The 22,205-nt window shown below is 42.5% G+C and carries 16 protein-coding genes; 1 reads left to right on the top strand and 15 read right to left on the bottom strand.

All coding sequences use genetic code 11. From position 1 onward, the window contains the following. Positions 1 to 31: 31 nt before the first annotated feature. The 10 genes from hslO to pth form a co-directional block, all read right to left on the bottom strand. Entirely contained in the window at positions 32 to 907 is an 876-nt protein-coding gene (gene hslO, locus AWM74_RS05755; protein WP_026465809.1) for an Hsp33 family molecular chaperone HslO, read from the bottom strand. Positions 908 to 1,346: 439 nt separating this feature from the next. Continuing rightward, the gene (ftsH, locus tag AWM74_RS05750) at positions 1,347 to 3,509 is read right to left on the bottom strand and encodes an ATP-dependent zinc metalloprotease FtsH (RefSeq protein ID WP_026465810.1); all 2,163 of its coding nucleotides are present in this window, start codon (positions 3,507 to 3,509) and stop codon (positions 1,347 to 1,349) included. Between the two features lie 67 nt (positions 3,510 to 3,576). Continuing rightward, positions 3,577 to 4,128, bottom strand: a complete 552-nt coding sequence (gene hpt, locus AWM74_RS05745; protein ID WP_026465811.1) for a hypoxanthine phosphoribosyltransferase — start codon at positions 4,126 to 4,128, stop codon at positions 3,577 to 3,579. Between the two features lie 197 nt (positions 4,129 to 4,325). After that, positions 4,326 to 5,777 carry a tRNA lysidine(34) synthetase TilS gene (gene tilS / locus AWM74_RS05740; RefSeq protein ID WP_026465812.1) on the bottom strand — a complete coding sequence of 484 codons (1,452 nt, stop codon included), beginning with the start codon at positions 5,775 to 5,777 and terminating at the stop codon, positions 4,326 to 4,328. Positions 5,778 to 5,954: 177 nt separating this feature from the next. After that, positions 5,955 to 6,515, bottom strand: a complete 561-nt coding sequence (locus AWM74_RS05735; RefSeq protein ID WP_026465813.1) for a S1 domain-containing RNA-binding protein — start codon at positions 6,513 to 6,515, stop codon at positions 5,955 to 5,957. 95 nt (positions 6,516 to 6,610) lie between these two features. Further along, positions 6,611 to 7,054: an FtsB family cell division protein gene (locus AWM74_RS05730; protein WP_034258092.1), complete on the bottom strand. Its 444-nt coding sequence runs from the start codon at positions 7,052 to 7,054 to the stop codon at positions 6,611 to 6,613. Between the two features lie 95 nt (positions 7,055 to 7,149). Further along, positions 7,150 to 7,428 carry an RNA-binding S4 domain-containing protein gene (locus AWM74_RS05725; protein WP_026465815.1) on the bottom strand — a complete coding sequence of 93 codons (279 nt, stop codon included), beginning with the start codon at positions 7,426 to 7,428 and terminating at the stop codon, positions 7,150 to 7,152. A 293-nt stretch (positions 7,429 to 7,721) separates the two neighbouring features. Further along, complete coding sequence (locus AWM74_RS05720; RefSeq protein ID WP_026465816.1) at positions 7,722 to 9,386, bottom strand: putative polysaccharide biosynthesis protein; 1,665 nt, start codon at positions 9,384 to 9,386, stop codon at positions 7,722 to 7,724. Continuing rightward, the gene (gene mfd / locus AWM74_RS05715) at positions 9,387 to 13,088 is read right to left on the bottom strand and encodes a transcription-repair coupling factor (RefSeq protein WP_026465817.1); all 3,702 of its coding nucleotides are present in this window, start codon (positions 13,086 to 13,088) and stop codon (positions 9,387 to 9,389) included. A gap of 22 nt (positions 13,089 to 13,110) precedes the next feature. Beyond that, positions 13,111 to 13,674, bottom strand: a complete 564-nt coding sequence (pth, locus tag AWM74_RS05710; RefSeq protein ID WP_026465818.1) for an aminoacyl-tRNA hydrolase — start codon at positions 13,672 to 13,674, stop codon at positions 13,111 to 13,113. An 863-nt stretch (positions 13,675 to 14,537) separates the two neighbouring features. Here pth and AWM74_RS05705 point away from each other — a divergent pair. After that, positions 14,538 to 15,494: an L-lactate dehydrogenase gene (locus AWM74_RS05705; RefSeq protein ID WP_026465819.1), complete on the top strand. Its 957-nt coding sequence runs from the start codon at positions 14,538 to 14,540 to the stop codon at positions 15,492 to 15,494. 88 nt (positions 15,495 to 15,582) lie between these two features. Here AWM74_RS05705 and AWM74_RS05700 read toward each other — a convergent pair whose 3' ends face one another. The 5 genes from AWM74_RS05700 to AWM74_RS05680 all read right to left on the bottom strand — a co-directional run bounded on the left by AWM74_RS05700 (position 15,583) and on the right by AWM74_RS05680 (position 22,170). After that, entirely contained in the window at positions 15,583 to 16,521 is a 939-nt protein-coding gene (locus tag AWM74_RS05700; protein WP_026465820.1) for an AEC family transporter, read from the bottom strand. A 218-nt stretch (positions 16,522 to 16,739) separates the two neighbouring features. Beyond that, positions 16,740 to 17,735 carry a ribose-phosphate diphosphokinase gene (locus tag AWM74_RS05695; RefSeq protein ID WP_026465821.1) on the bottom strand — a complete coding sequence of 332 codons (996 nt, stop codon included), beginning with the start codon at positions 17,733 to 17,735 and terminating at the stop codon, positions 16,740 to 16,742. Between the two features lie 125 nt (positions 17,736 to 17,860). Beyond that, the gene (gene glmU / locus AWM74_RS05690; RefSeq protein WP_016896532.1) at positions 17,861 to 19,240 is read right to left on the bottom strand and encodes a bifunctional UDP-N-acetylglucosamine diphosphorylase/glucosamine-1-phosphate N-acetyltransferase GlmU; all 1,380 of its coding nucleotides are present in this window, start codon (positions 19,238 to 19,240) and stop codon (positions 17,861 to 17,863) included. A 102-nt stretch (positions 19,241 to 19,342) separates the two neighbouring features. Next, positions 19,343 to 20,704 (bottom strand): DEAD/DEAH box helicase, encoded by a 1,362-nt coding sequence (locus AWM74_RS05685; RefSeq protein ID WP_026465822.1) that lies wholly within the window; start codon positions 20,702 to 20,704, stop codon positions 19,343 to 19,345. Positions 20,705 to 20,805: 101 nt separating this feature from the next. Beyond that, on the bottom strand, positions 20,806 to 22,170 hold the full coding sequence (locus AWM74_RS05680) for a metallophosphoesterase (protein ID WP_026465823.1): 1,365 nt from the start codon (positions 22,168 to 22,170) through the stop codon (positions 20,806 to 20,808). Positions 22,171 to 22,205: the final 35 nt, after the last annotated feature.

Raw genomic sequence — 22,205 nt, 5'->3', positions numbered from 1 at the left:
TTGATTGTGCCTATTATAGCAAACCTTGACCTTAAGCTTGGTCTTCAATGGCTTTTAAATCTTCAGCTGTGAATTGATAGCGTTTATTACAGAATTGACATACCACTTCGGCCCCGTTATCTTCTTCGATCATAGCTGTGATTTCTTCTTTTGGTAAAGTCGCTAATCCAGCTGCAAACCGGTCTTTGTTACAGTCACAAGCGAATTGCACATCACGTTCATCTAAGAATTTGACATTTTCTTCCCCTAACAAACGGTTGATCATGTCTTTGGCTGTCGCGCCATCTGACAATAATTCGGTTACTTGCGGTGTTTCAGCAACGGCCTTTTCAACGGCTTCAATAGATGATTCAGTCACCCCTGGCATCAATTGGATCATCCAGCCACCAGCGTTAATTACTGTTTCATCCGTATCCACCAAGACACCTAATCCTACTGCAGAAGGCGTTTGTTCAGAATAAGCAAGATAGTACGTGAAGTCTTCAGCGATTTCACCTGAAACGATTGGCACTTGACCTGAGAAGGGTTCTTTCAAACCTAAATCTTTCGTTACGGTAAAAAGTCCTTCCGTTCCAACCGCGCCACGTACATCAATCTTGCCTTTGTCGTTTGGATCTAGGCTGATATGTGGCTCTTGAACGTAGCCTTTCACATTTCCTTGACCGTCCGCAACAGCCACTAACTTACCAGCTGGGCCATTCCCGTGAATTTGGATAGTGATTTTGGCATCATCTTTAATATCAGACCCCATCATCAAAGTACCCACTAACGTACGTCCTAGGGCTGCTGTAGAAGCAGACCATGTATCATGATTCTTTTGTGCCTCTTGGACAATACCTGTAGCATCTACAGCTGTAATACGAACTTCACCATCAAAGGCCACTGCCTTAATTAATTTATCTGTCATTTATTTCACTCCATCATTAGGTGCTAGGCACCCATTATTCGCTTGTCGCTCTTCAACTACCATTCTAACCTAATTTGGCGAACAGTGAAAATATAATAGTTAGCAAGGTGTAAAGCAACCCGGTAAATAATGACCCTTGGAACAAAAACTGCACAATATCTGAAAGATATTGAAAGATTTTGTGAAACGCAGTAATTATTGGTTTAATGAACCCGTTTATTGCTGCTAGGAAAGTCGCTTCTTTAATTGCATTGAAAAACCTCCGATAAAATGTCATCGGAGGTTTTTTTATTGATTCAAGAAAAGTCGGCCCTTACACCCTAGTCAGGTTCGTAAGGGCAGCTCAAGTCTACTTCAAACTAGTTTGCACCACACTGCGTGTGGCACGGCTCTAGTCTTCCAGTGTTGTTGAGCTTAGCGGGCTCGCTCGCACCCTTACTTAGTCTTGATCTATATGTGCGTTTCGCCCTTGTGGACCTTGATGATCGTCGCTGTCGTCATCAGAGTCATTAACATCATCAGCCGCTTCGGTTTGGTCTTCTGAAGTCGTTTCTTCAGACCACTCACCATTACGGTATTGACGGTGCTCAGCGCCACGTTGTAAGTCTTTTTTCACTTCTTCAAAAGATTTAGCTTCTGATTCACGTTGTTGTTCGCCATCTAATGGTTCTGGCATTTCACCTGTTTCAAATAATGTGCGAATTGTACGTTCATCTAACGTTTCAAGTTCTAGTAATTTCTCAGCAATCACATCTAATTGATCACGGTGAGCAGCTAAAATACTTTCTGCTTCTTCCAAGCACTCATCCATAAACTTGCGTACTTCATCATCAATTTGACCAGCAGTACGTTCAGAATAAGATTTATTTTGTGCATAACCAGTAGCGGCTCCACGCATTGAGTGGTTACCTTCGTATGAAATTGGTCCAAGTAATTCACTCATACCGTATTCAGTAATCATGGCACGAACAATGCCTGTCGCTTGTTCAAAGTCATTAGAAGCTCCAGAAGTTTGGGTATTGAAGATTAATTGTTCAGCGGCACGTCCACCTAGTAAACCAATAACTTGTTCACGCAAGTCTTTGGTTGTGTAAAGGTTTTGGTCTTCACGAGGAAGCATAATCGCATAACCGCCAGCTTTACCACGCGGTACAATTGTTACCTTGTGGACTACACGGGCGTCGCTTAGGACTAAACCAGCAATGGTATGACCAGCCTCGTGGTAAGCAACCATACGACGTTCTGTCTTAGAAATAACACGGTCTTTCTTAGCTGGACCAGCAATCACGCGGTCTTGCGCTTCATCAATATCAATCATATCAATTTGTTTCTTATCTACACGAGCTGCCACTAAAGCCGCCTCATTTAATAAGTTTTCAAGTTCAGCACCAGTAAATCCAGGCGTTTGTTGTGCTAATACCTTCAAGTCCACACCTGGGCCGAACGGCTTGTTACGGGCATGTACTTTCAGGATTGCTTCACGTCCTTTAACATCTGGACGACCAACTAATACCTGTCTATCAAAACGGCCTGGACGTAGTAAAGCTGGGTCCAATACGTCAGAACGGTTAGTTGCTGCAATCACGATAACATTATCTTTTTCAGAGAAACCATCCATCTCAACCAACAATTGGTTTAATGTTTGCTCACGTTCATCATGACCTGATCCTGGACCAGCACCACGACGACGACCAACAGCATCAATCTCATCAATAAAGATGATAGATGGGGCACTCTTCTTAGCATTTTCGAATAAATCACGTACACGAGAAGCTCCGACACCAACGAACATTTCCACAAACTCAGAACCTGAGATTGAGTAGAATGGCACGCCAGCTTCACCGGCAACTGCTTTAGCAAGCAATGTCTTACCAGTACCTGGAGGACCCTCTAAAAGCACACCTTTTGGAATACGGGCTCCTAAAGCTTGGAATTTACGTGGATCTTTCAAGAAGTCCACCACTTCAACCAACTCTTGTTTCTCTTCATCCGCACCAGCGACATCAGAGAATCGTACTTTTACTTCTTTCTTCGATTGATCAACAGCCTTCGATTTACCCATAGACATTGGGTTGTTTCGACCGCCACCTTGGCTTTGACTGAACATCATATACATAATCACAACGAAGAAAATAATCGGTACAGCAGTGAATAATAAGCTCAACCACATACCAGACTGGTCTTCTTCTAAGGCCGTCATTTCAGTACCGGTCGCATTCGCTGTGTCCGTAATCGTTGCAATCGTGTTGTCATTGGGTAATACGTTTACCACAAACTCAGAAGCTGAGCTTTGTTGTAAATCTTGGAAAATTGGAATCCCATCACTAGTTGATGATGATTCACTTGATTCCTCACCCGAACCCTTGTAAGCACCGCGGATTTGGTAAGCCCCGGCGTTGGATTGGATAGAGAAACTCTCTACATCTCCATCAGAAAGTGTTTGAATGAATTCTGATTGTGTTAACTCTTCAGTGGTACCACCAGTAGAATCACTCGTTAATGATCTAACTAATGCCATCAAAGCAAAGAACATAATCAGCCACAGCAAACCACTTCTGATGAAGGTGTTTCTATTTGGTCTGTTAGGTCTCTTTTGTTGCATTCATTTTCCCCATTCTAATTGTTGTTCTTAAAGTAGCCATCGAATAGTTATAAATATAAAAAACTCACTAATTATGGAATAAATGTGCGTAAACACTAGGCTTCAAAATACCGATATAAGGTAGCTGGCGATATTCTTCGTCAAAATCCATACCATAACCAATTACAAACTTATCAGGGATTTCAAAACCAATATAATCCACTGAAACATCTGCAGTACGGCGTTCAGGTTTATTAAGTAAAGTTACCACCTTCACACTTGCTGCATTACGGTGTTGGAACAAATCATGAATTTTCGCTAGCGTATTACCAGTATCCACGATATCCTCAACAATAATCACGTGACGACCAGATACGTCTGCATCTAAGTCCTTCAAAATTTTCACCTGACCTGATGACTCAACCCCACCGCCGTAACTTGAAATATCCATAAAGTCAATTTGTAATTTAATATCCATTGCACGAATCAAGTCAGACATGAATGGGACAGAACCCTTCAAAATACCAACTACAATCGGCTTCTTATCTTGATAATTCGCCGATAATTCCTCACCTAACACCTGAATACGTTCCGCAATTTCCTCAGTAGAAAATAAAATTTCCTCTACATCTTTATGCATGCCTATAATCCTCCACATTTCATTTCACATAATTCTAGGTTATTTTAGCAAACAACCCAATTTAATAGCAATTAATTAAGACTACTCATCCAAATCTAGCCCCTTTAGCGCAGAAAAACCACCCTAAAAAACTTTCAATAAGCGAAAAGTATTATATCAATCTTACCATTAAACGCCAACAAATACGTCAAAAACACCTAAAAATTTACCAATACTTTAGCCCCCGCACCACTCCGGTTTACATATAAGACTTCCCCATTGAAAAAGAGGCCCCATACCTCTTGCTGGCAATCCGCTAACACAAAAATATCATCTCGGATACCAGATGGGACTTTTTCGTTGATTAAAAAGCGATTTAGCTTTTGTCGATGACCGTTTGAGAGGCGGATAAAATCTCCGGGACGGCGATTGCGCACACTCAAGCTAACGTCAGCACCCACCTCAGCCAACAAAACAGATCCCTGGTGCAAATAAACATCCGCTTGGTCCTCGTCAAACCAACCAAATTTGACCTGGTCGCTTACTGCCACCCAGTCCTGCCAGCTTAAAACTTGCTCAGTCATTTTACCGGTGGCACCAACACTTGCTAAGAAATCAGACCGGCCTCCGGGCAGAATATAGGCCGTATCATACACCTTGACCAGGCGGTAGCCTCCAGGCAACTGCCACTCAGCTTGCCCATTCTCGCTTTGTAAAAAAGCCACCATCCGCTTAAAGCCGTCTTGCGTAAAGGCAGCCAAGGCGGCAACCCTCGTTCGGTCGAACAATCGCTGCCACAACAAGACCTGTTCAGGCAAGTCATAGTCCGCTATGGCAACCAAATCGACTTGCCAAGTGTCATCTTTCTTCGTCAAGACATCTCTTAAAACTTGGTCCATATAAGCCTCCGCAAACCGGCTAGTCGCTTGAGCAGCCAAGGCGAAGTCGCCCAGATGGTCAATAAGAGCGCCATCTTCCGACTCCAATTCCGGCAAATACTGCTGTCTAAACCTGTTTCTGGTATAAGACAGGTCAAGATTAGACGCGTCCTCACTAAAAGGGACCTGCCACGCCGTTGCATAGTCATATAAATCAGCCTTATCCACACTTAACAAGGGGCGGAGCACATAGCCCGTCTGCAAGCCCTGGTCCAAGTGAATTGGCCGGTAGGGATGAATGCCGGCAATACTCTTCAAGCGGCCGCCATGAACCAACCGCATCAAGACTGTTTCCGCCTGGTCATTTTGATGGTGGGCAGTCACTAGGAAAGGGGACTTGGTCAAGACCATCATCCGCTCAAAGACCGCATATCGGAATTCGCGTGCCGCCAATTCCGACCGATTTGGATTCTGCGGGTCATCGTGGTCCCAAGCCACTACTTGGATAGGAATGTCTCGGTCCTCGCAAAACTTGATGACCATATCTTGCTCAGCCGTTGATTCAGGACGGAGCTGGTGGTTAATATGGATTACTGAAAAAGTCACTAATGATTTTTGACTTAAGCGGTGAAACAAATCCAACAAAACCATAGAATCGACGCCACCAGATACAGCCAATAGAAAGGGGATCTGCCCATCAATTGGCACATAGTTAGCCGGTAGTTGCGACTTCAACCGGTCTTTCGTAGCTAGTAGCCAGTCTTCCACTATCTTTAGTACATTTTCACCCATTACATACCGCTCCTTTCCTAAGTTTTTTCTTTCCCGAATATTCTCTAGGTATCCCTATCTATCCTAGACACGGTTAAACATCAAAGAGGTCTGCGACAAATTGCCACAGACCCCTCTCAATAAGTGTCTACACTTAGTTTTGGGCCTGTAACCTTAGTTACAACCCACTATATCTTATTAAGAACGACGGCCGCCTCGACCACCGCGTTTACCTTCTGTATTACGTTTTAAAGAAGTTAAACGGTCATCAGAATCTTTTAAGAATGATGACATCAAGCTATCGAAATCATTTGTACCCGCTTTATTACCAGCGTTAGACTTGAATGAATTCCCGCCACCAAAGTTTGATCGACCACCTGAATGGTTGTTTGATTTTGGTTTACCTTGATAGCCACCACCACGGTTGTCGCGGTTGTCATCTTTACGGAAGTTTTGGTTGCCACGGTCGCGACCGCCACCATCGTTGTTTCCACGATTAGAAGACGCTGGTTTGCTTGCGCCATCTGCGTTTAAACGACGGATTGACAATGCAATCTTACCGTCATCAGCTACATTGGTCACTAAAACAGTTACTTCATCTCCAACCGATAAGACATCGTTGATATCTTTCACGTAGCCTTCAGCTACTTCAGAGATGTGGACTAAACCATTTTTGCCTTCTCCTAAATCAACAAATGCACCAAATTTTGTAATCCCTGTAACTTTTCCAGTAACTTTATTTCCTACTTCAATTGCCATGTATCCCAAATATCCTCCTTGAAATTCTTGCATCCGGTAAATGGATTTTTATCCGGACGAGTAAAGCTATTTCTAGTTTACCTTGTTATCGCAATTTATTCATCATTATTTTCTTGATTTTGTAAATAAGCCTTATTTAAGATTTCAGCTTGTTTAGAAGCGTTATCTTCAGGTACACTGAAGATAACTTCCCCATCTTTACTTAAGTAATAACGTGACCGCGCTAATTTAGCCACGTATTCATCATCTTTGAGTAAGGATGCTTGTTGACTTAAGGTGTCAATCGCCTTTTGTTCACCGGCAATTTCATCCTCAGTTAAAGCAATTTGTTCTTCAACGCCTTGTTGGTCCTTGTGCGCTGCATAAGCAGTCGACACACAACCCAAGGTCACAACAGCGAAGATACCAACGATAAGCCTTGTAATCCAATCAGCTGTGGTCCTTGGTTTTCGTGACCACTTCTTGGTTTTTGCTTTACGGTGTTCTGCTAATGATGTCACTTTTTTGCTTTCACGGTCGGGACGATCTTCTGGCCGCATAGCAAAAACCCCTTTCTGTGGTTGCTTTGAATCCGTCAATCATATACTTAAATAGTATAACAATAATTCAAAGTTAGCGCCATCATAAATCAAGACTAAAGACTACCTTTTTCCTGATCCTCGTGGTAACTTTCGCCAACTATGGTAAACATATTTTCCGCTTCATCTTTTCGTGTTGTTTCTTTCAGGTTTTCAACGCGAACAGTCAGGTCTTTATTCCCAAATGTAATCACCAGTTCGTCACCGATTTTAACATCTGTACCTGACTTAGCTGGACGACCATTAATGGTAATCCGACCCTTGTCCGCAACTTCTTTAGCAACACTTCGTCTTTTAATAATTCTGGATACTTTTAAAAATTTATCTAATCGCAAAAATCTTGCTCCTTTATTATATACGTATTTTTTGAAAATTCGGCTAGTTTCTTTTAATCTTCTCTAAATTAATCCACAAAAACCATTTCCATACTTATCTTAAATCTAGTATACCACGGTTTGCGCCTAGTCCTTAACCAATAAGCTAGGAATTTGCTAGCTTTTCCGGGGTTTTATCCCATTACAAGCTTTAATGATTCTCTAGGCAAAATGACTATACCCCTATTGGAAACAACATTTCCATATAGGGGACGCCTTTCCCATTTCGGGAACGTGCACTAATTCACTACGCTTTATCCCTGCAATAGCCGCCATATCAACTCGCCTTTTGGCAAGGTTTCCCAATCGACTTGGCTTAATATCGGGTCTTTCCGTAAGTAAACCATCGTCAACATAACGCCTACAAAGATTTGAATCCCCATCAACAAGGTGTCCATCAACCGTTCCGGCGCTATCCCTAAAACTTGGTGCCATAAGTAAGCTAAAGTAAAGTTCACCGCAACCATTAAAACAGCTAGTAATCCTGCTTTAAAGGCTACTCGCCCCCATTTAACCAGACGTACTTCCTTAGGCAAGGTCCAATTTAGGTAAATGATCATAGCTGCTAAACCTAAATTGGTCGCCCAGGCGGCGCCTGCCGTATCTAGAAAATCAACTAAACTCGCTGTAAATATCCCTTTAACCAGCATGCCGACCATAAAGGCAATACCTGCTTTATACCACTGCCCTTGGGCTTGGAGAATATTATTTTGCCCTAATACGAGACTGGCGAAGATAACCATCATCACATAAACCATTAAGACCTCAGAGCCAGCAGAACTAGCAAATAGGAAATGGTTTAATTGAGGCATGATCGATATCAATCCGCCCGTAATGATAGTGGCGAGAAAGAGGGTCACCCGCAGGTATTGTCTGCTGACAATTTCAAATTCGCCAGCTTGCTTGCGGTCATCCTTTTTCATTAAAGCAAGGGCGGGTAAGAATGAAGTGGCAAGTGATGTGGCCACAACCATGCCTAGTTGGACGATGGGCTGGCCACGGTCGTAAATCCCCTTCATATCCTTGGCTACCGCCGTCGCAATTCCATTATCTACCAATTGGTCGTAAACGGTAAAGGCGTCAATCAGCTGATAAAAGACCAATAGTGCTGAGAAGAAACAAATAACAAAGCCTTCTGTGACAAAGTTTTTGGTTAATTTAGTCCAAGATAATCCTGTAGCATCATCAGTCTCACTCGCTTGACCTAACCCGTAATGGCCGGCTAAAAAGTCTTGATACATAGCCTTGTCGCGGTAATTTAACAGGTAATAAGCCATGACGATTGAAGCGGCTGTGGCGGCAACCCAAGCTGACTGCATGGTCCAAAATCCCATCTGGTAGACATCTGGATTCGCGCCATTCAGCTGCATCCTGCTAAAGATGAAGGCGACAGTTAAAATGACTGCCACCCGAACGAATTGCTCGGCAACTTGCGAAATAGCGGTTGGGGTCATAAGATTACGCCCCTGCATAAAACCTCTGGACAGGAGTAAACCTGGCATCAAGAGGAACATAAAAGACACGCTTTTGATAACAGGCGCCAGTAAACCATCCCCCATCATAGTTGCAATCCAATCAGCCCCAAAATAAACCAGGGCAAAACAAGCGAGTGCAAAGACCGATACAATGACTGCGTATCTCTTCAACAAAGATTTACTTTTCCTGTTGTTATTTTGTAGGGCGACCTGTTTACCAATAAAAGATGGCAAACCATTTAAAGCGAAGGTCATCCCTATTCCGTATATTGGGTAAACCTGTTGGTAGACATAAAAACCTTCGTTACCGACCATATTTTGTAAAGGGACCCGGTAGATAGCAGACAATACTTTAGCCACTAAGGCTGCGAGCGTTAGAACGGCAGCCCCTTGCATGGCCACTTGGCCCGTTGACCTTGCCTTTGAATCGTCATTTTTCACCATCTAGTCACCTGCTTGATCATTTTCTGCATCTAAACCAGTTTGATTAGCTTCATTTTCAGCTGCCTTCACTTGTGCGTCTACAGCAGCTTTACTCGCCACCTCTTCTTGTTCAGCTTTTAAGGCTTGTGCTTTCTCGTAGTCAGCTTTTTCCTTAGCCAATTGGTCCGCCTTCATTTGGACTACATTTTCGTCATCAGCTAACTTGGTTGTAAATTGCAGTAAGTAGTCCAACCATTCTTCAGTAGACAACTTGTTTAAACCTAGGCTGATCATTAAGGCAGCCCCAACTTGCTTAATCGCCAAGCGTAAAGGATTGTCCTCTAGTGCCTTGAAGATAGCTGGTGTCATGATTTTTTGTTCAAGATTTTCGTGGAAAAGGACTTCTATGGTGTTGCTAGCAGTAATGCGTTTAATGCTTGTCACACCGATCTTATCGGCCGCCGCTTTAATAGCACCCACTTGCAGTAACAGTTGCGTTTCAATTGGCGGTTCACCGTATCGATCCATCAACTCATCATCCAAGTCCCACATTTCATCTACGCTGGTCATGGCCTGCACCCGTTTATAAATCTCCACTTTTTGTCGCTCATCCCGGATATAGCTCTGCGGAATATAAGCATCAATAGATAGTGATATTTCCACTGGCTCAGTTTTCTTAGCCGGTAAAATGCCCCGTTTACGTTGGACTGCTTCACGTAACATTTGTGAATAGAGGTCGAAACCGACTGAGTTAACAAAGCCGTGTTGCTGTTTCCCGAGCAAGTTACCTGCCCCACGAATGGACAAGTCACGCATGGCAATCTTAAAACCAGACCCTAGTTCCGTGAAATCACGTAAGGCCATCAAGCGTTTTTCAGATACCTCAGACAACATCTTGTCCGGACGGTACATGAAATAGGCATAGGCAATTCGAGTTGACCGTCCAACCCGGCCCCGTAATTGGTAGAGGGTAGATAGCCCCATCCGGTCGGCTCCTTCAACCAGTAAGGTGTTGGCATTAGGAATGTCGACCCCTGTCTCAATAATGGTTGTCGTCACTAAAACATCAAACTCACCAAGTACAAAGTCCATCATGACATTTTCCAGTTGGGCAACAGTCATTTGACCATGGGCAATGGCCACCCTCGCTTCAGGGACCAACTCATTGATAAAGGCCGCCTTCTCTTCGATTTGGGCCACATTATTAAAGAGATAGAAAACTTGACCATCTCGAGCAATTTCTCGTTCAATGGCATCTTTGACTGCCCCGTAATTTTGCTCCATTACAAAAGTCTGGACGGGATACCGGTTGGCTGGCGGTGTTTCAATAACGGATAAGTCCCGAACCCCTAGCATAGACATGTTTAAGGTACGAGGAATCGGTGTCGCCGTCAGGGTCAACACATCTACATTCGCTTTTAAGGCCTTCAATTTTTCCTTGGCCTTCACCCCAAACCGTTGTTCCTCATCAACCACTAATAGCCCTAAATCAAGGAATTCAACATCTTTAGATAGGACGCGGTGAGTACCAATCACAATATCCACTTGCCCTTTTTTCAAGCCCGCAATGGTTTCATTTTGTTGGGCCTTGCTTCTAAATCTAGATAATAAGCCAATTTCAAAAGGCCAGTCTGCAAACCGTTCAGTGAAGGTTTCGTAATGTTGTTGGGCTAAAACAGTCGTGGGCACTAAGAAAGCTACTTGTTTACCCTCCATTAAAGCTTTAAAGACAGCTCGCATAGCGACTTCCGTTTTTCCAAAACCGACATCTCCAACGAGTAATCGATCCATCGGTTTCTCTACTTCCATATCCTTCTTAATTTCAGCTATCGACCGGACTTGGTCATCGGTTTCTGAATACGGGAAGGCATTTTCAAATTCGGCCTGTTCAGCAGTATCTGGACTAAAAGCGAAACCTTTCTGTGCTTCACGAGAGGCGTATAATTCAATCAGTTCATCCGCAATATCTTCAATCTTGCTGGACACCTTCTGTTTGGTTTTCGCCCATTCGCTACCGCCCATTTTATTTAATTTAGGCTCACGCCCCTCAGCAGACACATATTTTTGAACCAAATCGATTTGGTCAATCGGCACATGAATAGCTGCTTGGTCGGCGAAGACAATGGTCAAGTAGTCTTGGTGGGTGCCGGCAAACTCGATAGTTTCAATACCAGTATACCGCCCAATCCCGTGGTTAACATGAACCACATAGTCCCCAACTTCTAATTGTTGGTAGTTTTTGATCCGTTCCGCATTTGAAATCAGCGGTTTCTTAGCCTTGCGTCGTTTCTTCTGGGTATGGAAGATATCCGCTTCAGCCAGTAGGACTAAACGTTCTTGGACGAATTCAATCGATCCTGATAAGCCGCCCGCAATTAGGTTAACCTTGTTGGCGAAGATATTCCCTTCGTCCGTCGCTTCAGCCGCTACATCTATTTCTCGCAAAATGGCTTGGACTTCTTTCACCCTGTCCTTGTCTTTTAACATGATAACCACTGTTCGACCTGTACGAATCCAAGCATCTAGTTCAATTTTCAGGGCATCCATTTGGTCATAAAACCGTGTAATCATTCGCGTTTGATACTGGTACAGCCCATCGAATTTCAGTGATCCTAGCCCTTGCTGCCATACTGAAAAGTAAAATTTACGACCTTTAAAAGCTTGAATACCTTCCTTAAAGTCAGCATAAACTTGGACTTGAGCCGGTAATTGCCCCATTTCAACCATGGTTTGTAAGTACATTTCGGTATTGCTGGTCCAAGTAGCCTCTTCTTGGATTAGACGCGCATAGTCGTCCAAAATCAAGAAAGCTTGGTCGCCAATATAGTCAAGGATGTTCGTGGTTTCTGGGTACATATACCGGTGGAAATATTTAGAGTTTTCCGTGGTTTCACCGTTTTTCCATGCAAGGACTTCATCGTTAACAACGGCAGTCGCTAAATCTTTAACCACGTCGTCCTTTATCTTAGCCAACGACTTGGCCATCAGTTTTTGGAAGGCATCAGCTTGGGCTTGTAATTGTTGCGGCAAGACAATGAATTCTTGCGACGGTTGGATGTTGATACTTGGTTGGTCTTGCAGGGATTTTTGGGTGTTGGGATCAAAAGTTGAAATCCGTTCTACCTCGTCAAAGCCCACAGATACTCGGACTGGATATTCGGCATTTATAGGATAAAAGTCTACGATGTCCCCGCGTTGACTCATTTCACCTGGGGTCATGACAATTTCAGCCCGTTGGTAACCTTGATTTAACAGACGTTGAACTAGGGTAGCTGGTTCTAATTCGTCCCCTAATTTGACTAGCAAACGAGTGTTGTCCCAAATTTCAGTTGGGGTTAATAGGCGTTTCAAACCAAACATAGGCGTGATTAGGACACCAGTCGCTTTAGGGTCACGCGCCCAATTTAAAACATTCAACCGGTCGGCTAAGGCTTCTGGACTGGCAATCGCCCAGTCAGCAGCCACAGATTCTGGCACATTAAAGAGATGCAATTGTTCATCAGAAAAGTCACTTTGTAGGTCATTATAAAAGTGGTCGGCTTGCAGTAGATTGTTGGTTACAATGACTACTTTTTGCTCGCTGGCCAAATTCAGTAGGGTTTTAGCCATATAAGCCCGACTGGCCCCTTGAAGGCCTAGATATAGGACTGATTGGCCTGATTTGGCTTGTTGTTTAAATGATTCATTTTGAGATTCTTGCAAGAAAAACGTTTGTAAATCCAAGCGGTCTCCCTCCTTTTCTTGGCTAGTTGTTGTAGTTGGTCATGGTTTCCTCAAAAGAATGACCCGCTAACCAGTAGTCAATGGCTTCAACAGCTGCACGCGTAGCCGCAAGCATTGGGGTATGGTCTTCTTTTGGAAATCTTGATAGGACGTGGTTGACAACGGTCCCTTCTTTACCCGGATGGCCGATTCCTAGTTTAATGCGGCGAATTTTGTCGGTACCAAGGTGGGCAATCAGTGATTTCACCCCGTTATGTCCACCAGCAGACCCCTTTTGACGTAAACGAATCCGGCCTGGATCCATATCTAAATCATCATAAACCACTAAAATATCTTCTACTGGAATTGAATAATAGTTGGCCATAGCGCCAACCGCTTCTCCTGAATTGTTCATAAAGGTAGTTGGTTTTAGGAAAATCACTTTCTCCCCGTTAACAAAAGTTTCAAAGTATTCCCCTTTAAAGCCTGTTTTGTTGAAAGTCTCATTATGTTGGTAGGCCCATTCATCTAAAGCGATAAAGCCAATGTTGTGTCGTGTGCCCTCATATTTTTTACCTGGATTACCCAATCCGACGATTAATTTCATTCTTGATAGCTCCTTGTTTTCGCTTCTAATATTCGTTTAAATACTTGTTGTCATTTTGTATAGGTATTTTCTAGTTATCGGTAAGTCAAACTCAAATTCATCTATAATAGTGAATTGCCCTTTATTTGCCAATCGTCATCTCGATAATAGACTCTAAATCCGTAGCACAAATCCTTGTTAACACACAAAAACCTGCACAGGCATTCACTCGCCCCTAGCGAGTTAGCCCATACAGCGCCTATATATTCGATAGGTTTATTATACCACAATGAGCCCCTCGGCTTGAAAGATAAAAGCCTGGTCCTTGTGCACATTGAACGCTAGTTCATTTTGTTCACGTGTTATAGTGGCCAATTTTTGCGACTTTAGGAGGTCTTACTTGGAAAGCGGATACATTTTTGCCATAATAGGGGTGGAGGCCCATTTAAAAGTGGTCACCCACCATCATCACCGTCCCCTTTTTACAAGAAATTGACTAAAGTTCGAAACAATATTGTTTCATTTACGAACGCTTTACGCAACTTTTCACAAAGTTATCACAAAGTTTCTCATTTTTATTAGTACAGATTCAAACTACATATGTAACAGTTTTTTATATTTTTTAAAAACACTTGATAGCAAGCTTTTGTATCCGTTTACAAGAGGTCCAAAGTTCCAATTATACTAAAATACTTGAAAAATAATGATAAAAACCTATTGATTTTTTAAAACAGGATGGTATGATTATGTTAAATATTTCACTAACTAATCAACAAGCTAAGTTTTAAACCGATTGTTCACTAGCTTTGCACGGGTTAATGGAACATTTACCATATGGTTTGCTTTGTATACTATAAGAGACAAAAAGTTAAGGAGAGTCTATTATGTCAAAAAATGGTCAAAAAGTTATTTTAATTGGTGATGGTGCTGTAGGATCTGCATTTGCGTATGCTTCCGTTATTCAAGGTGTTGGTAGAGAATTAGGAATTATCGATTTAGATGAAGACCGCGTTGAAGGTGATGTATTAGACCTTATCGACGCCCTAGCTTATACATCTCCTAAGAAAATCTACAAAGCTACATATGATGATTGTGGTGACGCAGATGTTGTAGTGATTACTGCTGGTGCTGCACAAAAACCTGGTGAAACACGTTTAGATTTAGTAGATAAAAACTTACGTATCTTCAAGAGCATGGTAGACCAAGTAATGGCTTCAGGCTTCGATGGGATCTTTCTAGTAGCTACTAACCCAGTAGACATCTTAACTTATGCTACTTGGAAATTCTCTGGCCTACCTGCCAACCGTGTAATCGGTTCTGGTACTTCACTAGACTCAGCTCGATTCCGTCAAGAATTAGCCACTACATTAGATGTTGATGCGCGTAACGTTCATGCCTACATTATGGGTGAACACGGTGACACTGAGTTCCCCGTATGGTCACACGCAAACATTGGTGGCCAATCAATTTACGACTGGGTGTCTCAAACTTCAGCAATCGACGAAGAAGCTTTAGTAAACTTGTTCTACCACGTACGTGATAAGGCTTATAAGATTATCGAGAAAAAAGGCGCAACTTACTACGGTATCGGTGTATCTTTAGTCCGTATCTTAAAAGCTATCTTAAATGACGAAAATGCTATCTTACCTGTATCTGTTTACCTAGATGGCGAATACAACCAAAATGATGTTTATATTGGTGCTCCAGCTATCATCAACCGTGAAGGTATTCGTGGTATCATCGAAGCTGACTTAAACGACCACGAGCAACAACAAATGGAATTGTCAGCAACTAAATTACGCGACACCTTAGAAACAGCTTGGGCAAAATTAGACTTCTAATTGCCCAACTCATCCTACTACAAGACGCTCATTAATACATAAAACCCCCTAAGTTCCGCGACTTAGGGGGGTTTTACTTACTGTTTTATTAGAATAAACCAAATGTTTTCATCAAGGTAATCAAGAATACCAAGGTAATCATAGAAAAGGTGGTCGTAAACACCACTGTTTGGTTGGCTAAGTCCCCGTCTCCGTCCGCTGCAATGGCTTGAGCATAAGACGACACAGCCGTTGGCCCAGCGAATGCAATCAGGATAGAAACGATTGCATCCCCTCTAAAACCTAGAATAGCACCGAGGGTGATTCCGATTAAAGGAATAATAATCAATTTATTGGCTACCGTAAAGATTAAGGCAAAATCGACATCTTCCAATTTAAAAGAGAAAGTCCCACCCATGACCATCAAGGCAAGCGGCGATACCATTCGGTTAATGTTGGTTAAAGAAGTATTGATGGCTTCTGGAAATTGTAGACCCAGTAAGACAACAATCAAACCAATGAACGTGGCAATCACCATTGGGTTCGTGATAATACTTCTACCCATCTGTTTAAAAGATACCTTATCTTCTGAATATAAAGAAAAACCGACGACCGACATGATATTCCAGAACGGCACGATGATGGCTAAGGTAATAGTCACCATCCCCATATTTTCTTCACCTAATAGAGATGTCCCCAAGGGTAAACCAAATAGGATGGCGTTAGCTCTAACTGAGCCCTGTAGCATCACCCCGTAACGGGTCCGGTCATCGGATACCTTTGGAATAATAAAGGCTAGCATAAAGTATAGGGTCAAAGCGATGACAAGGATATAGGTCAAGGCATAGCCGTTGAATGATTGCTTGAAATCAGACTTATAAATATTGGTGAATAAGTTAATTGGTAGCAAAATTTTAAATAAGGCGTTGTTAAAATCTTGAAAGGATTCTTGTTTAATCATCCCCGCTTGAGCAAAAAATTGTCCAAAAAGCATATAGATTAACATCGGCATGACTGCATTAAACCCGATCATAAAGTTACCAAACATAAATTTCCTCCAATATAAAATGTTTTTGACAAACGCTCGGCGTGCTTACCAAGGGACTGCCACTTTTCCCGCACCTGAATAATTTACAATAAACCCATTGTAGCATACCGCTCCAAGATTTTTACACGTTGGAATTGCTAAGACAATAAAAGAGCAGTCCCGCCAGCAATGGTAGGACCGCCCTTTTCAATTTATCTATCACTCACTCATCAACAAGCTTATTCAATTACGTGGTGCATACCTTCGAATTTTTCATTAAATAACGGTGATACTGAACGGTTTTCGTGGATACGTACAATAGCTTCCGCGATTAATTCAGATACAGTTACTTGTTTAATTTTATCGATACGTTTTTCATCTGGTAAGTAGATTGAGTCAGAAACGACCACTTCGTCTAAGTCTGAGTCTTCTAAACGTTGGATTGCTGGGCCAGATAATACTGGATGTGTGCAGCAAGCCACAACAGATAATGCGCCCGCGTCTTTGATTGCTGATGCAGCTAGGGTAATGGTACCCGCTGTGTCAATCATGTCATCGATGATGATGGCGTGACGGTTGGCAACGTCCCCAACAATATTCATGACTTCTGCCACGTTTGCTTTTGGACGACGTTTATCGATAATGGCAATCGGTGCTTTTAAGAATTCAGCGAGTTTACGTGCACGTGTTACCCCACCATGGTCAGGTGAAACAACAACGATGTCTGAATCGGTATAACGGTCATTGGTTAAGAAGTATTCTGCTAGTAATGGCGCACCGTATAGGTGGTCTACTGGCACTTCGAAGAAACCTTGGATTTGCGCAGCATGTAAGTCTAACGCAAGAATACGGGTTGCACCAGCATTTTCCATCATACGCGCCACTAATTTCGCTGTGATTGGTTCACGCGGTTGTGCCTTACGGTCTTGACGTGCGTAGCCAAAGTAAGGAATCACAACATTAATCGTTTCGGCACTTGCACGACGACAAGCATCAATCATGATTAATAATTCCATCAAGTTATCATTTACTGGGTCAGATGTTGATTGGATGATATAAACATTGTCCCCACGAATAGATTCCTCAATCGCAATTTTAATTTCACCGTCACTGAAATGTGACACTGAAATATGACCTAACTCTACGCCCATTGAAGTTGCAATTTTTTCAGAAAGTTCTTTGTTTGAACTCAATGAAAAGATTTTTAGTCCATGATCGACTATAGATTCTGACATTTTTTTCCCTCCACAATACTGAATGCTCAGACACTCTTATCGTACCTATTCTACCATAGAAAAACGACGATTGTTAGCTAAATAGCGAATCGAAAAATGTGAATTTAGTTAAAATATTTGCAGTCTTAGTCTTTTTTACCAATTGGTAACCTATCCCAAAAACCATCTTTATTTTCTTGACGTGAACGGGCAATCCCCAAAGCCTTGCTTGGGACATCTTTGGTAATAGTTGAACCAGCTGCTAAGAAGGCATTAGCTTCAACATTTACAGGTGAAATGATAGTCACGTCAGACCCGATAAATGAGTTGTCACCGATTGTTGAATGGTGTTTGTTCACACCGTCGTAGTTTGCAAAAATCACACCGCAAGAAACATTGATATTTTTGCCTAAAGTTGCATCACCAATATAAGTTAAATGACCAACCTTAGTGCCCGCACCAATATGCGCTTTTTTAATTTCCACAAAGTTTCCGATATGGGCATTTTCATCAATAACAGATGCCGGGCGTAAGTGGGCATTTGGTCCAATATCCACGCCATCGTTCACTTGACTTTCTTCAATTTCAGAAGCACGGACTTTCACACGGTCACCAATCTTAGAATCGCGGATTGTTGTCCCTGCGTGAATATGGCAGTCTTCACCAATCACAGTATCCCCTTTAAGATATACATTTGGTTCAATCACCGTGTCCGCACCAATTTCAACGCCAGCTTCAATGTAAACCGCATCCGGGTCGACAATCGTTACCCCATTACGCATATGGAACTCATTGATTCGTTTAAACATGGTTTGGTTAGCTTGCGCTAAAGCCACACGGTCATTTACCCCAAGTGACTCATCTAGGTTATCCATTTGGAAGGCCCCAACAGCCTCGCCAGCTTCCTTCAAGATTTCAATCACATCTGGCAAGTAGTACTCACCTTGCGCATTGTCATTACCGACTTTATTTAAAGCGTCGAATAACAAAGCATTATCAAAGACATAAGTCCCTGTGTTAATTTCAGCAATTAATTTTTCAGCATCATTAGCATCCTTTTGCTCAACAATTTTCACCACTTGGCCCTCTTTATCACGGACAATACGACCGTAACCAGTCGGATCATCAGCAGGCGCAGTTAAAATCGTTGCTTTAAAGCCAGCCTCTTCATGCACATCTAACAAACGCGCAATCGTATCCGCTGTAAATAAAGGCGTGTCACCACAAATAACTAAAGTAGTACCTTCTTTATCAGCCAATTCACTCGCCGCTTGTTGCACCGCATGACCCGTACCCAATTGTTCGGTTTGTGTCGTATAAGCTGTACGGTCGCCCAATAACTCTTGGACCGCTTCCGCACCATGTCCAACAATCGTCACCACTTCATCAATCCCAGCGTCATTCACACTAGTCAAAACGTGGTCTACCATAGGTTTACCCGCAACTGGGTGTAACACCTTATACAATTTAGACTTCATACGAGTCCCTTTACCTGCTGCTAGAATTACTGCATAACGGTTGCTCATTATGTACATTCACTCCTCTAAAATCATTTATCCATCATTCATTATATAACCGATTATTACTACTTCATTGTATCGAATTCCAAGTTGCTCGACCAGTCTAGATTAATCCTTGTGCCGTCTAGCCCCTTTATTCTTATTATCTCGCTTCCGGTTCTTCTTGCGCGCCTTCGCCGGTGCCGCCGCTTTATTCGCTTGTTTCGGCTTTTTCACCCGTACTTTTGCTTTGACAGCCGGCCCCTCTTTTTCTTCCTGTAAAAGGGGTTGGTCTTCGTCGTTCTGGCTCGCACTCGGTACCTGGTCCGTCAGTTGCCCCCCATAAGTATAGAATGCTGTCAGTTGAATATCATCACCAACCTGCTTCTTCAAATCTCTAAGCGAACGGTCGTTAACGAAAGTCAGGACAATCCCCTCTTTCCCCATACGGCCAGTTCGCCCAGCCCGATGAGTATATTGTTCAGGGGTCGCTGGTAAATCATACTGAATAACCAAAGGTAGGTCTTCAATATCCAAACCACGTGCCGCCACATCCGTTGTAAATAGGTAAGTATATTCACCCTTCGTGAACTTAGCAATGGCTTGCTGGCGGTTTTGCGCCGCCATCTTCGAATGTAGGTAAGCCGTTTGAATATGGTTGAACTGCAATTTTTGTTGCAACTGTTCAATTTCAGCTACCGTACGGACAAAGACTAAGGCCTGCATCCCCTCAACTTGAGCAAGTCGACGCAACATATCGTCACGCTTACGAACAGGAACGTTAATATAGCCATCTTGTCGTTGTTTTTCAAAGGCCGTTCCTATTTTTTCAGCTGCCAATTCAACCACAGGTTCAGCCAATAAGTCACTAGCTAAGCCAGCCAAAGTATCTGGTACTGTTGCTGAGAATAAAGCTACTTGCGCTCTACCCGGTAATTTTTTAACGAATTGCTTGGTTTGGCCAATATGTTCCTCATCTAACAAAGCATCCGCCTCATCAATAATGATGGTATCCACTTCATGAACCTTCAACTTACGTTGGTCAATCAGTTCAATCATCCGGCCTGAAGTTCCGACTACAATATCCGGTCTTTCTCTAATTTTCTCAATTTGCCGCTTCACATTGGCGCCACCAATAATTTTCATGGCTTTGAAGTCAACAGCTCGTGCCCACGCTTGGACCACATCCCCAACTTGGGAAGCCAATTCTTGTGAAGGCACCAAAACAATCAATTTCAAGCCCCCATTGTATTGACCTTGGGACGCTTCTCGTTCAGCCACCATTCGGCTTAAAACCGGTAGTAAATAAGCCAAGGTTTTCCCTGAACCTGTTGGTGCTGATGCGATCACACTTTGAGCATCATACATGGGTTGGAAGGTCTCCGTTTGAATGTCAGTTGCTTGGCCAAAGCCAGCTGACTGCCATTTTTCTTGAAGGCCAGTAGGTAATTGGCTTACAAAACCAGTTGTTTGTGTATCATTTTCCGTCATTTTAGTCCTCTATTTCTTTTTTCTAATTTACTGCTTTTGGGTTCTTATCCCTATAAAAGATAAGGGCCATGGTTAGGCCCTCTCCTTTAAGTCATTAACCCCTATTTTTTCTTAGGGTCCTTCACAATAAATACATCTTCATTTAAATTATCAGAGAAAATTTTCTCTGCATTTACGTTTTCATCTACGACTGTTTTTTCATTTGTTTCTGGGTCCAACAAGATATAAGACGACTTAATACTTGGGTTATGCGGTACTTTCTCCTCATCATCAGCCTCATATTTAGGGGCTTCGATCGTCGAACGGTCTACTACATCATCATCATAGTCATTATTGTCTACAAAAGGATTTTCTCTTGGATCTGTCATATCCGTTTCCTCCTCATTCGGCACCAATGTATAGGCATCAACATTTGCTTCTTTATCAATGGCATCGATAATTTCGTGGCTACTTGTGGCATCCGGTGTTACTGAAAAGTAGCCTTGCGCTTGCGCACGTTCTTGTTTGCGGGCTAGGTATTGATTTTCTACTTGCTGAAAGGTTACCCCGCCTTCTTGTTCAGTGATGTAATCAATTGACTTGGTTAACCCATCAACAGCCCGGTCAATATCCGTTGTTAAATGGACTGCAATCACTTCAGGTCGGTTGTTTAAGCGAATTGGGAAGCTTGACGCCCCAATCCCTCGCGAAACCACCATTTGCTTGTCAGGGTTACCTGGCAAATAGAATACACCTGAAGTATATTTTGGTAATTTTCCTTGGTTAGGTGCAAATAAACCACCAATACCTGGTACACGAATTTGGCCACCATGGGCATGACCTGATAAAACCAAATCAGGTGATTTATTGATATTTTCATGATACCGTAAGAATGCTTCTGGGTGATGAGCTAATAAAATCTTTGGTTGAGCCATTTGTTCAGCTGTTAAATCAACTGTTCTCAGTGCATCTCCAACTAAGAAATATTTATTCATTTTATCATCTAAGCCCATCAAGGTCAGCGGTTGACCCTTATAAGTATAGGTAATGGCCCGGTCATTCAAATGAACAATACCTGCTGCTCCCATGGTGCGGACTAAAAGGTTATGTTGCAATGACGCTGCATCATGATTACCAAAAGTGGCAAATGTTGGTGCAATGTCAGTCAAAGCTTTAAAGAATGTAAACAAGGTCGCTTCATCTAAATTAGTAGCATCAGTTTGCACAATATCCCCGGTAATGGCGATAATATTTGGCTGTATTTTATAGACATGGTCTAAAATATCATTCAAATTTACATTTTGGTCAGGTAAGTGTAAATCAGATAGGTGAGCAATGGTAAAACCATTTAAACTGTCCTTAAATTGAGGATTCTCGACAAAGTAATCTGTCGTTCCAACAGTATAGTTTTGCCACCTAACATAAGCAGCACCTAAAGCTAAGGTGCCCAAGCCTAATAAAGTGTTGAAAGCTGATTTTTTTGCCATAACAATTCCTCCTTGGTTTTTATTTCCCAAACTCA

The sequence above is a fragment of the Aerococcus urinaeequi genome (assembly GCF_001543205.1).
Taxonomy (GTDB): Bacteria; Bacillota; Bacilli; order Lactobacillales; family Aerococcaceae; genus Aerococcus; species Aerococcus urinaeequi.
The sequence above is the reverse complement of the archived record's forward strand: the minus strand, read 5'-3'. Positions and strand labels throughout refer to the sequence as shown.